Below are 13,861 nucleotides of genomic sequence, written 5' to 3'. Positions count from 1 at the left end.
TCCATAAAAAATCCTGTGATTCCAAAGGGTGGAAGTAGTGCCTTTAATTGCATAAAGAAGTCTTTATGAGGCGCAAGGACAGGTTGTGTTGCAAAAAATGGTAAGCTAAATAATTCCAACAGAGAAAATTATTCTGCCTACCTCTAATAAACTCATTTTCCCCCTTTAAGTAGCGGTACTATTATTCCGAAATCATTTTGCGATAGGAAAGCGGATAACTAAGATATCAGCTTTCCTATCGCCAAGTAGCAGAGATAGTAAAGGAGCGCGGGAGGTACATCCTACAACGGTGTTTCGTTGGGTACAGGAATATAATCCAGAAATAGATAAGCGATGCCGACCACCACTGCGTCCGACAAATGACTCGTGGCAAATAGATGAAACGTACATTTTAATCAAAGAAAAGTAGAAGTATTTATATTACTTCCTCTAAATAGTCAAATCTTTTGCAAGCAATCGATCGCGCCTTACAAATTATGTAGGACAAGTGCAAGTTCTTTGAGGAGGTTAAATATTTAGCAAGTTGTCATCTCAAACTTGTAAAATCCCTTAATAATTTTCAAACGGAGCGAACTATAACTAAACTTTGTTGGCGATCGCCCATTGCTCAAAATCCATAATAATTGATGTAGATAAATACCAAAAGGGGTTTTGGCGGTACTTGGCGAAAAGATTTTTAGTCAAGTTGACCTTCAGCCGTGATGCTTATATGCCCCTTGTTCAGGATTAAAGGGCTGAAGCTCGTAAATTACCTGAAAATGTAGTCCTTCTAGCATTTTTTGCAACACCAGATCGGGCGATAGGCGTAAGTAATGGGCGGAAATTTCTATCGGGACGTGACGATTGCCTAAGTGATAAGCAGCTTTTAGTAGTTCTAAAGAGTTGGCAGTGGTAACGGTAAGAACTTGCTCTAATTTGGCGCTAACTCGCACTAACGTGGTTTTATCTTCATCATGCAACAAATCTCCGTCTTGCAATACCGTTCCTCTGGGTAAGGATAAGTATACAACTTGTCCTTCTACAGTTTCAAAGCGGTGGCGGCTGCGAGTACGGTCTTCCGCCGTTAGCGCTAAGGTAAGATTGACTGAAATATTCCCATTTGGTGGTTTAATTTGCGTCAAAGTTAGCATAAACTTTAACTACGCAGGCGGCGCAATTGCTCATTTACTCGTTTTTTAACGGCGGGATCGCTATTATACCTAGTTTTGATCGCGTTAAATTGACCTACTTCTAAATTGTTTTCTTTAATTTTATCGGCGGAAAACTTGCAAAAATCTACAAATTCGCTGCGAACATTTTCCGAAAGGTTAGTTAAAGCTTGCGGTTGATCGCAACTAATTTCTGGTGCATTTCCCCCAGTCATAGTTCTGATTTTTTGCTGGGTATTCCGGCGCTCTACTTCTATAGAAAACGCTGCACGAGCAAATTTGGCAATATCGCTATCACTGAATTCTTGGGCGTAGGCGGCGCTACTAAAAACTATACTTCCAAAGCGCCCAGAAACATCGGGAGCAACCCCACAAAGCAAACCTAACGCAGAGAGAACTACTACAACGAGACTCCGCGACAACATCCGGTTTGGGTAAGCATTGATTGGTAGATGAGATTTGAGCATATTTTCGGATCTTAACAAAACTAAAACACCGGAAGGGTATCATTTGTTTTGAAGTATTTTAGGCGTTAGAAGTTCCAGCGATTAATTGTTATAAAAGAAAGTTTAAAGGAAAAGCTGACAAAGCTGTATAACTTTGGTTTGCAACAAAGCCATTTCTTCGCCTCCAAGCTTAAGATTAGCTTCTAATTCCAGCAATAAAGGTAATGTCGCCGCCAGTTGCTTGACGCTGAGAATTTTTACTTCTTGCTGAAGAAAGTAAACACGGTTGGGGTTGCCAATTTCCGCCGCTTGAGCAATTACTTTTTTATCGCGCTCTTGAGCTTCGGTCATAATTTTTACCCATAACCATGTCCGAAATTGTCCGACTAAGGTAGCAACAATTTTTAAACCTGGCTCGTTGCGATTTAATAGTTGAGCTACTAAGGTTAAAGACTGGGCGGTATTTCCAGAGACGATCGCCTTTACTAAGTCTAAACTCGTTTGCGATGTGGCTTGAACTAAATTATTTACCACCTCTGTACTTATAGGCGTTTGAGATTCTCCTGCATACAACCGCAATTTTGTCAACTCATTATAAAGTTGGCGTGTATCGTTACCTACAGATTGGGCCATTAAAGTTGTACTACTATCTGTAAGTTTTACGCCGACTTCCTGGGCAATTTTTTCTACTTGTTGTATTAAAAGTTTGGTTTCCCAAGGTGGAATTAGCGGAAATTCTTTAATTTCTGCGTACTCTTTCCACAAAGCTGTAGATTTAAGCCTGCCATCAGGTTTATGGCGGCTAGTTAGTAACAAAACCGAGGAATTGGGAATTACAGGCAAAGTCCGCTTTAATTCTATAAGTAATTCTTCCGGGCATTGTTGACCAATGGTAGTATTTACCAGCCAAACTAGACGACTACCGCTCCCAAAAGCTGGAGTCATGGCTTGATTTAGCGCTTCAATAGCAGCATTTTGAGTATCAAAGTGTTGGGTATAGTTAAAACTAGCCCAGTTGGGATCGACAGTGCGATCGCGTAATTTAGTTACAGTTGATGCGATCGCAAATTCATCGTCCCCCCAATAGTAGTAAATTGGCATAAGGAAGTATTTGTTAGCTATACAAATTTTAAATAACGTAAGTTCTAGCGAGGCGACGGATCTTGGATGACAATTATCAGACTTATTTGAATCGAGTGGCAAAGTTGGCGATGCCAGAAAATTATAAATCGCTGGTGCAGCACATCCACTCATCGCCAAAGTTTAAATCGCTTCCCGAAGGTGGAAGGAAAGCTGTATCGTTTGCGGGTTATACCATAATTGCGCCACCCGCCGAAGAAGATAATCAAAATATTGAGTTTTATCAAAGTCTCAATAGCTTCCAAAAGCAGCTAATTGAACTTACCCCCAATAATTTAATTGTACCCGTACCGCCTAGTAGCTTTCATATTACCTTGGCAGATTTAATCTGGGAAAGTGCTTATCACTACGCTCAAGAAAAGGTAGAAAATTTTGACGAGCAGTTACATAAGGCAATTTTTAAAATATTTGAGCAGTATCAGCAATCAAAAATAGCAACACCGATTGAGTGGCAAGTTTTGGGAGTAATAGTAATGCCAAGAGCGATTGGTGTTTCTTTAGTACCAAAAACTGAAAGTGCTTACAACCAAATTTTAAACCTCCGTCGAGCAATTTATCAAAGCCCGGATTTAACAGCTTTAGGGTTAGAACAGCACTATCACTTTACGCCCCATATTACGTTAGGCTATTTTGGGGAAGTTACGCCAGAACTGGAACGCGATCGCCTCTGTAATACAATTAGCCAACTAAATCAACAATTGTCCGAATTTCCAGAGTTTAAAATCTCTCAAGCCGAGCTAAGGAAGTTTGACGATATGACGCGCTATTATCGTCAATCTGATTGGTCAATTTTGACCTTTTAATTGCGGTATGCTGCCTATTCATCCCATTATGGTGCAAAGTTTCGCCGCTATCGAGCGTGAAATTGGCGTGCACAATTTTACTACTTTGGAGTATGCAATTATCCGGCGAGTAATTCACTCAACGGCGGATTTTGATTTTAAAGAATTGATTTACTTTAGCCCAAATGCGATCGCATCAGGAATTGCGGCTTTACGTGGTGGCGTACCGATTATTACCGATGTCAGCATGGTGAAGCAAGGAATAGTTAATTTAGTTGCTCAAACGTTTAATAATCCCATAATTAGCGCTGTAGAGCAGGCTTCTGTCGCGCTTCCCGGCAAAACTCGCACCGAAACAGGGTTATTAGAATGTTGGCGAAAGTTTCCTGAAGCAATATATGTAATTGGCAATGCTCCCACCGCGCTTTTGGCATTATGCAACGAGTTAAAATCTAGTTCTATTAATCCCGCTTTAATCATTGGCGCACCTGTTGGGTTTATTTCGGTTGTCGAATCAAAAGCCGCTTTAGCAAATACGTCTATCAATCAAATTCGGGTTGAAGGGCGTAAAGGTGGATCTCCTGTCGCCGCAGCGATAGTTAATGCTTTAATTGCGATCGCCTATAACCAATCGTAGAGACGTTGCGGTGCAACGTCTCTAATAATAGACAAGAAATTAATATGAGTATCCACATAATCGGGATTGGTTTAGATGGTGCTGTGGGGCTTACAGAGCAAGTGCGGGAGATAATTAGTAATGCCACATTATTAATAGGTAGTGATCGCCATTTAAGTTATTTTCCGACACACCCCGCCCAGCGCCTAATTCTTGGAGATTTTACCCAAGCAATTAATCTAATTAGCACTTCTGTAGAAGAATGTATAGCAATTCTAGTTTCGGGCGATCCTTTATTTTTTGGTTTAGGGCGGCTGCTTTTACTAGAATTACCTGCCAAAACTCTAACTTTTCACCCTCATCTAAGCGCCGTACAGTTAGCTTTTAGCGCCATTAAAGTTCCCTGGCAAGATGCTTGTTTTGTCAGCATTCACGGGCGCTCTAGCGACCAATTAGTTCAAGTTTTGCAGCAAGGTAAGGAAAAAATCGCCGTATTAACAGACGGGGTTAATACTCCAAGGGCGATCGCGCAATTGTATTTAGCTCTAGATTTACCCACCAATTATAAATTCTGGGTATGCGAAAACTTAGGCGGCGAAACTGAGCAAGTAAATTGTTTTTGGGCTTCAGAATTAGTTGAACAAACTTTTGCACCGTTAAACGTAGTTGTTTTACTGCGCCAGGAAACAGCCACCGATTTAGACATCACAAAATTACCGCTTTTTGGCATCAGCGATCGCCATTTTTTGGGTTTTAGCGATCGCCCTGGATTAATGACGAAGCGCGAAATCAGAGTATTGGTACTGGGAGAGCTTGCTTTACAATCTCAACAAATAGTTTGGGATATTGGCGCGGGTACAGGCTCAGTTTCTATCGAAATTGCCCGTTTATGTTCCAATAGCCAAGTGTACGCAATTGAAAAAACGGCGGTTGGTTACGGGTTAATTACTCAAAATTGCCGCCGTTTTCAGGTAGAGAACATTACCGCAATTCAAGGCGATGCGCCGGATATTTTAAAGATTTTACCTAATCCCGATCGCATTTTTATTGGTGGTAGTGGCGGGAATTTAACTGAAATATTAAACCAGTGCGATCGCCTTTCACCCCAAGGGGTAATAGTTTTAGCCATAGCAACTTTGGAGCATTTAACCACCGCTTTATCATGGCTAGGCGATCGCGCTTGGAATTACTGGCTATTACAAGTACAGTTATCTCGCTCTGTACCCGTCGCCCACTTAACACGCTTTTCGCCCCTAAATCCCGTCACAATTATTACTGCAACCCCAGCCACAAAACCGCCCCAATAGCTAGTAAAAAACTCATCCCCATCAATCCCGCTAACGGTTTTCCATACTTCCCTGTTACCCATTGGGGGACTTTTCCTGTATAGGTTATTAATTCGGCTGTATCAATTGTAGCGATCGCCCACACCAACCCACTATGCAATCCCCAAGCTAAACCCAAGCTTCCCTTATCTATATATCTTGCTAATACTAAAACCATCCCCATTAACCACAATCCGGGCAATTGAGGTAACGTCTCTTTTTGTTCCCAAACTAAGTGTAGTAAAGCAAAAATCACACTGGCAATTACGGCGGCTAAATATATTGAGTAGTCTTGCTGCAACTGCGTCAATACAAAACCGCGAAATATTAATTCCTCAATAGCGCTAATCCAAACTGCTAATAATAAAATGGGTAGCGTTACGGAGATTATTTTTTTTCCTGCTATCTGCCACTTAATCCACCCTAGCAGTGTTTGCACTCCAAATAATAGGGCCAAACCCACCGTGCCAATTATAAATCCTATCCCGTTTGAGCGTAGAATTGACCAGTCCCAAATTACGCCATAATTAGCAAAAGAGTTACCAAGTGCCTTATTAGCTCCCCACAAAATTAAAGGAGCTATTAGATAAAGTGATGCTAGTAAAGGAATTTTTTGGTCTGCGGTTATCGGTTTGAAAGGTTGCCAAATAACAGAAATCGCCTTATTTTTCTGTAAAATAATTGTGCTGACGACTCCTAATGGCAACCATAAACAAACCCAAGCAACAAAAAAAATTGTTACTTGAAGCAGCGATGAAGGTATTGCATTCAAAAACTCTGGCAAAAAAATCTTTGACAAGTTTAGATCGGATTTTGCAACTATAATCACACTGCAATAGTTTTCCAAGCTGAAATTAATAAAATCTAGCAGGAGCTACTACTTCCCCTTTTTCCTCTAGCAAATTTTTCAGCACTATTCTAGTAGTTGTTCCCTTAACTACTTTTCAACTTATTTATTTTTCATCTTCGTCGCCATCGCTACCGTTTTTGTCGCTGTCAATCTGAATCAAGTGGATATGTTTATAACCTAACTTGATTTCAAATTGATCTCCGCTTTTCAAACCCATTTGCTGGGTATAGGTTGCGCCGATTACAATTTGATAGTTTTTGTGAACGCTAACTTTATTGGTTGGTTCCCGTCCACGACCATCTTTTGGTTTTTCGGGGCTAAGAGGAATTCCTCTAGCGGCTAACAATGCGTCGTAAAAGTCCGTTAGATTAACGCGAGTCTGATTATTTTTAGTTACGGTGTAATATCCACAACGCTTGGCTCTTTCTCGACGTGGTAAGTCGGAAAGTTCTTTAACCTTTTGCAGTAGTGCTTTTCCTGTTAATGGTGAAGTTTCAGTAGTCATCTCACTCAAATATCCTTACAATTTTCAAACAAACAAACAGCAGCTTATGCTATTTCATTCACTTATAAAAAATATAGCCTCAAATCTATGCTTTTACACATCTTTTCTATTTTATTTACATTTTAGTCTGCTTTTACTAAAGTTATTAAGTCAATTGATAGTTTATAAAGTTTACCCCATACAAGTCAATTTATAGCAACTTAGAAGTTTTGCATTAAAATTTTTACTTGCTGCTCTAAGCTTCTCCATCCATTTTTCCTAGCTGGCTAATTTTACAACTTGGATAATTGTACTTAAAACTACCAAGGAATTAAATTACTACAGGTTAGCTGCCAGAAGGGAAGTTATAGATAAATATCCGCCTCAAGATATAACTATAGCTACAAAATTGTTTGCTATTAGTTATTACAATTGTCATTGCTGGCACTAAAAACAAATGAGATTAGTTTAAAAAAGCTACCTATAAGCCAGACAACACTACTTGTTTAGATGCCTTTAATCGTGTCGTTCGGCTTGTACTAAGCACGACGGCTAATAAACAATAGCGCTAAAAAACAATACTGTAAGTATAGACTTAGGGTAAAAGCTAGTTATTGAACTTGAATATTTAACCAAAAATAGAAGTTACTTTGGAAAAATTTAGCGATAAAGTCCTAAAATAGAAATAATTGCCGGGGAAACTCTAGAAAGATAGAACTAGAATAAGCAGCGATCGCGTGCAATCACAGACTGCCTTGAATGTAAGCGGTAAAAATGATTTTCGCTCCTCAGTAGATAAAAATACCAATATCTTCCTGTAAAAATGCAAGTTATTTTTAAAATTGTTAGGCAAGCCAGCAATGCTGCGCCCCAAGTTCAAAGTTACGAGTTAGAAGTAGAAGCTGGCAATACCATTTTAGATTGTCTTAACCAGATTAAGTGGGAGCAAGATGGAACTTTAGCCTTTCGTAAAAATTGTCGCAATACTATTTGTGGCAGTTGTGCAATGCGAATTAATGGGCGTTCAGCTTTAGCTTGTAAAGAAAATATTGGTAGTGAAATAAAGCAATTGTATGGCACAACTAACCAAGGTAACGATGTCATACCAGAAATAACTATCGCGCCAATGGGCAATATGCCTGTAATTAAAGATTTAGTCGTAGATATGAGTAGCTTCTGGAATCACTATGAAGCAGTAAAACCTTACGTAAGTACAGAAGAAAAAATTCCTGAAAGAGAATATTTGCAAACGCCACAAATGCGAAGTCTTATAGAAGCCAACGGCAATTGTATTATGTGCGGTGCTTGCTATTCCGATTGCAATGCCAGAGAAGTAAACCCCCAATTTGTGGGTCCTCATGCTTTAGCGAAAGCCTACCGTATGGTAGCAGACAACCGCGATACAGAAACCAAAAGCCGATTAGCGGATTATAACGAAGGTACTCAAGGAGTTTGGGGTTGCACTCGTTGTTTTAACTGTAATACCGTTTGTCCGATGGAAGTGGCACCACTAGATCAAATTACCAAAATCAAACAAGAAATTTTGGCAGATAAAGAGGTAGAAAATAGCCGCCAAATTCGCCACCGCCAAGTATTAGTTGAATTAGTCAAACAAGGTGGTTGGATTGACGAACGCGCCTTTGGCTTGCAAGTAGTTGGCAATTATTTACGGGATGTTAAAGGTTTACTTAGTATTGCTCCTTTGGGACTGAGAATGCTGGCTAGAGGCAAGTTTCCGCTATCATTTGAGCCTTCAGAGGGGACGGAGGAAGTAAAGGGATTAATTGAAGCGGTACAGGCGTTAAAAGAGTAGGGAATTGGCGATCGCTAACGGGGTTCGGCAGGGATGTTTAAGCGCTCTCCAGAACGGTTATAAACTAAAATATCCCACTGACCATTGACGTTAGACTCGAAAGCGATAGTATTACCATCGGCACTAATTGTCGGATTTTGGACTTGGGCTTGTAAGTTGGGCGTGAGGTTGCGCGATTGACGAAGTTGGCGATCGTAAATAAAAATTCCTGTACGTCCTTGACGACTAGCAGAAAAAACAATGTAGCGTCCATCGCTAGAAATATCGGGATGAGCAGAAATTGCATCAAGCTGATTCAAGAGCGGTAAATCAATTAAAGTTTGGGAAACAGTATCAAATAAATAGATATTTTGACGACCAGCGCGATCGCTTGTAAAAGTAATATATCTCCCGGCAATTTGCGCAGTAAGATCGCTACTCGGACTATTTAAGCTTTTTCCTCCCGGCTCGAAAGGATAGTTTAATAAGCCATAATAGCCCGTACAACCACTTAATAAGCTAACTAAGACAATTATTAAAGGCAAAACAAATCGCATCATACTAGCTAACTAAGGCGATATCCCAGGCAAAGGCGAATCAGGAAGATCCAATTCTACATTAGTACCTCGATCTAATACTTCAATATCCCATTGTCCGCGACGGCTACCTTCAAAGACAATAAAACGACCATCAGGACTAATATTTGGATTGCGTACCAACCCTTGATACCACTGGTTAAGAATTTGGGGAGTACGAGTAACGCGATCGTATAGCGCCAATACTGGTATCCCTCGATTGCTAGTGATATAAACGATATAGCGCCCTGTATAGCTAATACTGGGATTTTCGACAATGGTTTTCTGTCGATTTAAGCGAGGTAAAGCGACTAATTGCTGCAATTGCAAGTCGTATAACAAAATATTGCGACTTCCGGCGCGGTTAGAAACATAGGCTAAGTAGCGCCCGTTACCGCTTAAGGCTGGTTGTTCTTCGGTATAGCGACTATTGAGCGCTCCGGTGTTAATAATAGTATCGCTTCCCGGACTGCAAGCAGCTATTAAAACAATTAAACCCAAGCTAAAACTCCAACGCCAGCAGCGTTGGAGTAATGATTTTATCGAAAACTTTTTCACATTTCTATCTATTTCCCATCGCCATTGGGGCGAGTTCTGTATACCGCTTAAAACTGGTCAAAATCTGTGGAATTATCTGGATCGTCATCCCTAGAGCGATCAATAGGTTTGTAATCTACATAGTCTGTGGGGATAGCTTCATCATCTCTAGAAGGTGGTTGTACAGGTTCTTGAGTAGGGCGGCGTTTGCGCGGTCTAGGAGAGGGCTTGTCAAGATTTTCTGTCTCCGATCGCCCGGTGGGATTATTTGTAGGGCGCGATCGCTTTTTAGGGCTGCTAGAAGACGTACCCCATTCTTCCTCTGGATTTTTAGGCTCATCCCACGCTGGATTTTTGGGGGAATCCCATTCATCTTGATAGCGAGTTTCCACCCGCTTAGAGGACGAGCGCCTTTGGTTGGGTTTATTCACCTGTCCAGGGTTATCGCTGTCCCGACTAGAGGTGCGCCGAGGTTGTTCGTCTTCATAACTATCGTTGCGGATACGACGGCGAGGAGTTTCATCTTCTTCGTAAGATAAATCCGGGCGACTTGCTCTTGGATCGCGGCTTCCAGGAATCCGAGGACGCGCTGGGCGATCGTAATCAACTTCTAATTCGTCTATTTCTGCTTGCTGATAGTAATTGCTTACTGGGCGATCGTCATCAACAATCTTTGTATTGCGCTTGGCTTGCTCCGTAGCGATACCTCGAAGCCGGATACTTTCAACGGCAAAAAATACTGTAGAACCAACTAATAGCACCTGACCAAATTGTAAAATTGGGTCTAGTCGCCATCCTTGGGAAATTAAAATGACCCCACAAACTAAACCTATAGCCGCAAAAAAGATATCGTGATCCCGCGATAATTCTGGGCGAACCGATCGCAAGAAGTACAACGCCGCCCCGGCTACTGCCAATAAAATACCTAAAAGGGTGTGCGTCCCACCCCCAAAATTTACCTGGGCGAGCGTACTAGCCCAGTTCAGCCCAAAATTTACCATTACTGTTTTACCAAGACTCAAATCTATGTTAACTACTTGTGATTAAAATCTCTAGTCTAATTGCCATGGCGATCGCGCAGTCCGAAATAAAAAGCCTCGGTTTATGTCTAGAAAAATTGACAGCATACCGAGGGTAAAAGTAGCTTAGGAGTTATTTAAGCATATTTATTTGGGAGCCGACGATCCGAACTCCCCCTAAGCTTAAGAGCGTTCAATTTTATCTTTTTGGCTAATGAAAATTAGAAAAGCGGTGGCGGGAATCACAATAATTACAGCCCCAGCCAGCAAACTATAAAAGAAATTCATTAAAGAAGGAGTCATCTATTATCAACCTTTGTTTACATACTGCACTTTAATTTTAATCGTCTGTTACACCCTTGCAAAGAAGTTTGCGGGCGCTAGTTATATTTGTTTGACATAGAACCGTTACGTTAAAATAATGTATAGGTTTATTGACAAACTAAAAGATTTTTTTAATTTTGGCGATCGCTACCACAGATTATGAGTGCTATTACTATTACTACTTGGGTTTTGGGGATATTTTTGGGTTTAATGATTTTATTATTCATTTTTCGGATCGTCCTTAGCTGGTATCCCCAAGTAGACCTCAATCGCCTACCTTTTAACTTAGTAGGTTGGACAACAGAACCTTTCTTAGTCCCAGTGCGCAAGCTAGTACCCCCCATTGGTGGCGTTGATATTACGCCGATTATTTGGATTGGGATTTTTAGCTTAGTTAGAGAAATACTTATTGGTCAGCAAGGCTTGCTACGAATGTTTGCCCAGTTGCAATAAATTATTCCTTGGGGGGAAACATGACTTTTTCAATAAAGTCGGTGTAAATTTCCCCAGATAAAAATTCTGGTGTTTCCAAAATTCGTTGGTGAAAGCCAATCGTAGTTGGTACACCTGTAAGCGCAAACTCTCGCAAGGCTCTTTTCATCCGCTTAATGGCACTAGGGCGATCGCTTCCCCACACAATGAGTTTACCAATCAAAGAATCGTAGTAAGGCGGAATTTGATAATCGGTGTAAATGTGGGAATCTATGCGAACTCCAGGGCCGCCAGGGGGCAAATAGCCGCTAATTCTGCCCGGTGCGGGACGAAAATCGCGATCGGGGTCTTCGGCATTAATTCGACATTCAATCGCATGACCCCGCAACACTACTTGCTCTTGGGTTTGCTGCAATTTTTCCCCTTGAGCGATTCTAATTTGTTCGGCAACTAAATCAAAACCAGTCACCATTTCTGTTACGGGATGTTCTACTTGAATGCGAGTATTCATCTCCATAAAATAGAACTCGCCATTGGGTGCAAGTAGAAATTCCACCGTTCCCGCTCCGGTGTAATTAATGGATTTAGCCGCCCGTACCGCCGCCGCACCCATTTTCTCTCTTAATTCGGGGTCTAAAGCGGGGCTAGGGGCTTCTTCTAGTAGTTTTTGATGGCGGCGTTGAATTGAACAATCCCGTTCGCCTAGGTGCAGCACATTACCGTAATTATCGGCAATAATTTGAAACTCTATATGGCGGGGGCGTTCGACAAATTTTTCTATATATAGTCCTGGATTGCCAAAACTAGCCTCCGCTTCACCTCTAGCGGCAAAAAATAGCTTAACTAGGTCATTGCGATCGCGTACTAGCCGCATTCCTCTCCCACCACCTCCTGCTGTGGCTTTAATCATCACTGGGTAGCCTATAGAATCCGCAAGTTCTTGAGCGGCTTTTTCGTCTTGTAATAACCCATTGCTACCCGGTACAGTAGGTACACCCGCCGCAATCATCGTTGCTTTGGCGGTGGCTTTGTCCCCCATCGCCCTCATTGCTTCCGGAGTTGGGCCAATAAAAGCGATTTTGTGGTCAGCACAAATTTCGGCAAATCGGGCATTTTCTGCTAAAAAGCCGTAACCAGGATGAATTGCTGTGGCATTGCGAGTTAAAGCGGCGGCAATTATTCCTGGTATATTTAGATAACTTTTACTACTGGGTGCTTCACCAATACAAACCGCTTCATCGGCGAGTTGGACGTGGAGGGCATGGCGGTCAACGGTAGAATGTACAGCAATAGTTGCGATGCCCATTTCTTCGCAGGCGCGCAGGATGCGTAAAGCAATTTCTCCACGATTGGCAATTAATATTTTATCGAACTGCATTTTTTAAAAATAATGTCTGTATCAGTTAGGTTGCCATCCTTTGAGGACTAACTGCAACAAGTATCTTAAAGTAGTTTTGAGTCAAATAATTATATTTAATTTCAAACTAGAGTTTGAAATTCTTAAATAACGGCAATTTATAACTATTTTTTCCGGCTTGCCCAAAAGGTGTTACATTAGTTTATGCCTACAAATCGTGCGGATGTGGCGGAATTGGTATACGCGCACGCTTGAGGTGCGTGTGGGCTTGCCCTTGCGAGTTCGAGTCTCGCCTTCCGCATTTTTAAGTTAAAAGTCCTGGGTATTAATTTACTCAGGACTTTTAACATTTTTAGGCTTTTTTCCAGGAATTGTTTATATTTAAGATAAGTGATGAAGTTTTGTAAATAAAATTGACTGCAATTACTAAGGCAAACAGCGTAATTTTACCGTCAACCTGGCATAATCTTATACCCCTATGGCAGGGAAATGAGGTAGACGTGCAAAAAGGTTTATCTCATACTCAATTAGCCCCAGCTTGGCAATTGCTGTTATTAGGAGATGGTTCGCCAACGAGACATTTGCAATTGCTGACGGGTGAACCGACGGAAGTAGATGTAATTGATATGTCGTTAATTGGGGTAGATTTGGACGGTGCGCCGGATTTGATTCAAGCTGTACCTGAACCAAGACTAAGAAGACAAGTATGGCTGCGGACGGCTTCAGGACAGCGCCTAGCTTATGCTACTTCTTGGTGGGAAGCAAGTCATGTAGATGAGTATTTACAAAACCGCTCTTTACCAATTTGGGCTAGTTTAACTCGCTTGCGAACAGAGTTATATAGAGACGTTCAAGGGATTTATTACGGCAATTGTGCGGCGTTAGAGTCAGCTTTTGAACAACCAGGCCCATTTTGGGGGCGACATTATTTGTTTTGGCATCATGGACAGCCGTTAACGTTAATTTATGAAGTATTTTCGCCGTATTTAACTAAGTATTTGGGCGCAATGCAGTTAGATAAGTGAAGTTGAGAA

The 13,861-nt window shown here is 41.3% G+C and carries 17 protein-coding genes and 1 tRNA gene; 7 read left to right on the top strand and 11 right to left on the bottom strand.

All coding sequences use genetic code 11. The features are described 5' to 3' along the window. Positions 1-192: 192 nt before the first annotated feature. The 4 genes from SYN7509_RS29790 to holA all read right to left on the bottom strand — a co-directional run bounded on the left by SYN7509_RS29790 (position 193) and on the right by holA (position 2,695). Positions 193-390 (bottom strand): hypothetical protein, encoded by a 198-nt coding sequence (locus tag SYN7509_RS29790; protein ID WP_148298006.1) that lies wholly within the window; start codon positions 388-390, stop codon positions 193-195. A gap of 302 nt (positions 391-692) precedes the next feature. Beyond that, entirely contained in the window at positions 693-1,130 is a 438-nt protein-coding gene (ureE, locus tag SYN7509_RS0215660; RefSeq protein ID WP_009631190.1) for an urease accessory protein UreE, read from the bottom strand. A 5-nt stretch (positions 1,131-1,135) separates the two neighbouring features. Continuing rightward, positions 1,136-1,615, bottom strand: a complete 480-nt coding sequence (locus tag SYN7509_RS0215655) for a DUF4168 domain-containing protein (RefSeq protein ID WP_009631189.1) — start codon at positions 1,613-1,615, stop codon at positions 1,136-1,138. A 102-nt stretch (positions 1,616-1,717) separates the two neighbouring features. After that, on the bottom strand, positions 1,718-2,695 hold the full coding sequence (holA, locus tag SYN7509_RS0215650; RefSeq protein WP_009631188.1) for a DNA polymerase III subunit delta: 978 nt from the start codon (positions 2,693-2,695) through the stop codon (positions 1,718-1,720). A gap of 62 nt (positions 2,696-2,757) precedes the next feature. On the opposite strand from holA, the gene SYN7509_RS0215645 reads away from it, so the two are divergent. The 3 genes from SYN7509_RS0215645 to SYN7509_RS0215635 are packed head-to-tail and all read left to right on the top strand — an operon-like array spanning position 2,758 to position 5,439. Then, on the top strand, positions 2,758-3,537 hold the full coding sequence (locus SYN7509_RS0215645; RefSeq protein WP_009631187.1) for a DUF1868 domain-containing protein: 780 nt from the start codon (positions 2,758-2,760) through the stop codon (positions 3,535-3,537). A gap of 7 nt (positions 3,538-3,544) precedes the next feature. Further along, the gene (locus tag SYN7509_RS0215640; protein WP_009631186.1) at positions 3,545-4,153 is read left to right on the top strand and encodes a cobalt-precorrin-8X methylmutase; all 609 of its coding nucleotides are present in this window, start codon (positions 3,545-3,547) and stop codon (positions 4,151-4,153) included. A gap of 44 nt (positions 4,154-4,197) precedes the next feature. After that, positions 4,198-5,439: a bifunctional cobalt-precorrin-7 (C(5))-methyltransferase/cobalt-precorrin-6B (C(15))-methyltransferase gene (locus tag SYN7509_RS0215635; RefSeq protein WP_009631185.1), complete on the top strand. Its 1,242-nt coding sequence runs from the start codon at positions 4,198-4,200 to the stop codon at positions 5,437-5,439. Here SYN7509_RS0215635 and SYN7509_RS0215630 read toward each other — a convergent pair. Continuing rightward, the gene (locus SYN7509_RS0215630; protein ID WP_202807240.1) at positions 5,405-6,229 is read right to left on the bottom strand and encodes a CPBP family intramembrane glutamic endopeptidase; all 825 of its coding nucleotides are present in this window, start codon (positions 6,227-6,229) and stop codon (positions 5,405-5,407) included. The genes SYN7509_RS0215635 and SYN7509_RS0215630 overlap by 35 nt on opposite strands. A 181-nt stretch (positions 6,230-6,410) precedes the next feature. Further along, the gene (locus SYN7509_RS0215625) at positions 6,411-6,812 is read right to left on the bottom strand and encodes an AbrB family transcriptional regulator (RefSeq protein WP_009631183.1); all 402 of its coding nucleotides are present in this window, start codon (positions 6,810-6,812) and stop codon (positions 6,411-6,413) included. Positions 6,813-7,614: 802 nt separating this feature from the next. On the opposite strand from SYN7509_RS0215625, the gene SYN7509_RS0215620 reads away from it, so the two are divergent. Beyond that, on the top strand, positions 7,615-8,604 hold the full coding sequence (locus SYN7509_RS0215620) for a succinate dehydrogenase/fumarate reductase iron-sulfur subunit (protein ID WP_009631182.1): 990 nt from the start codon (positions 7,615-7,617) through the stop codon (positions 8,602-8,604). Between the two features lie 14 nt (positions 8,605-8,618). Here SYN7509_RS0215620 and SYN7509_RS0215615 read toward each other — a convergent pair whose 3' ends face one another. The 4 genes from SYN7509_RS0215615 to psbX all read right to left on the bottom strand — a co-directional run bounded on the left by SYN7509_RS0215615 (position 8,619) and on the right by psbX (position 11,017). Beyond that, the gene (locus SYN7509_RS0215615; RefSeq protein WP_009631181.1) at positions 8,619-9,143 is read right to left on the bottom strand and encodes a TolB family protein; all 525 of its coding nucleotides are present in this window, start codon (positions 9,141-9,143) and stop codon (positions 8,619-8,621) included. A gap of 9 nt (positions 9,144-9,152) precedes the next feature. Next, positions 9,153-9,716 (bottom strand): TolB family protein, encoded by a 564-nt coding sequence (locus tag SYN7509_RS0215610; RefSeq protein WP_028954360.1) that lies wholly within the window; start codon positions 9,714-9,716, stop codon positions 9,153-9,155. Between the two features lie 47 nt (positions 9,717-9,763). Next, on the bottom strand, positions 9,764-10,696 hold the full coding sequence (locus tag SYN7509_RS0215605; protein ID WP_009631179.1) for a Ycf66 family protein: 933 nt from the start codon (positions 10,694-10,696) through the stop codon (positions 9,764-9,766). 201 nt (positions 10,697-10,897) lie between these two features. Continuing rightward, complete coding sequence (gene psbX, locus SYN7509_RS0215600) at positions 10,898-11,017, bottom strand: photosystem II reaction center X protein (RefSeq protein WP_009631178.1); 120 nt, start codon at positions 11,015-11,017, stop codon at positions 10,898-10,900. A 180-nt stretch (positions 11,018-11,197) separates the two neighbouring features. On the opposite strand from psbX, the gene SYN7509_RS0215595 reads away from it, so the two are divergent. Continuing rightward, the gene (locus SYN7509_RS0215595; RefSeq protein WP_009631177.1) at positions 11,198-11,491 is read left to right on the top strand and encodes a YggT family protein; all 294 of its coding nucleotides are present in this window, start codon (positions 11,198-11,200) and stop codon (positions 11,489-11,491) included. 1 nt (position 11,492) lies between these two features. Here the strand turns inward: SYN7509_RS0215595 and accC are convergent, their stop codons facing one another. Next, positions 11,493-12,848, bottom strand: coding sequence for an acetyl-CoA carboxylase biotin carboxylase subunit (accC, locus tag SYN7509_RS0215590; protein ID WP_009631176.1), 1,356 nt, complete (start codon positions 12,846-12,848; stop codon positions 11,493-11,495). 198 nt (positions 12,849-13,046) lie between these two features. Here accC and SYN7509_RS0215585 point away from each other — a divergent pair. Both SYN7509_RS0215585 and SYN7509_RS0215580 read left to right on the top strand, forming a co-directional pair. Then, a tRNA-Leu gene (locus SYN7509_RS0215585) sits at positions 13,047-13,128 on the top strand. Between the two features lie 112 nt (positions 13,129-13,240). After that, a complete protein-coding gene (locus SYN7509_RS0215580) occupies positions 13,241-13,852 on the top strand; it encodes a chorismate lyase (RefSeq protein ID WP_028954359.1) in 612 nt (203 codons plus the stop codon). Positions 13,853-13,861 lie beyond the last annotated feature (9 nt).

It is taken from the genome of Synechocystis sp. PCC 7509 (genome assembly GCF_000332075.2).
In the GTDB taxonomy this organism is placed as follows: Bacteria; Cyanobacteriota; Cyanobacteriia; order Cyanobacteriales; family Chroococcidiopsidaceae; genus Aliterella.
This window is presented reverse-complemented; position numbering and strand designations above follow the sequence as displayed.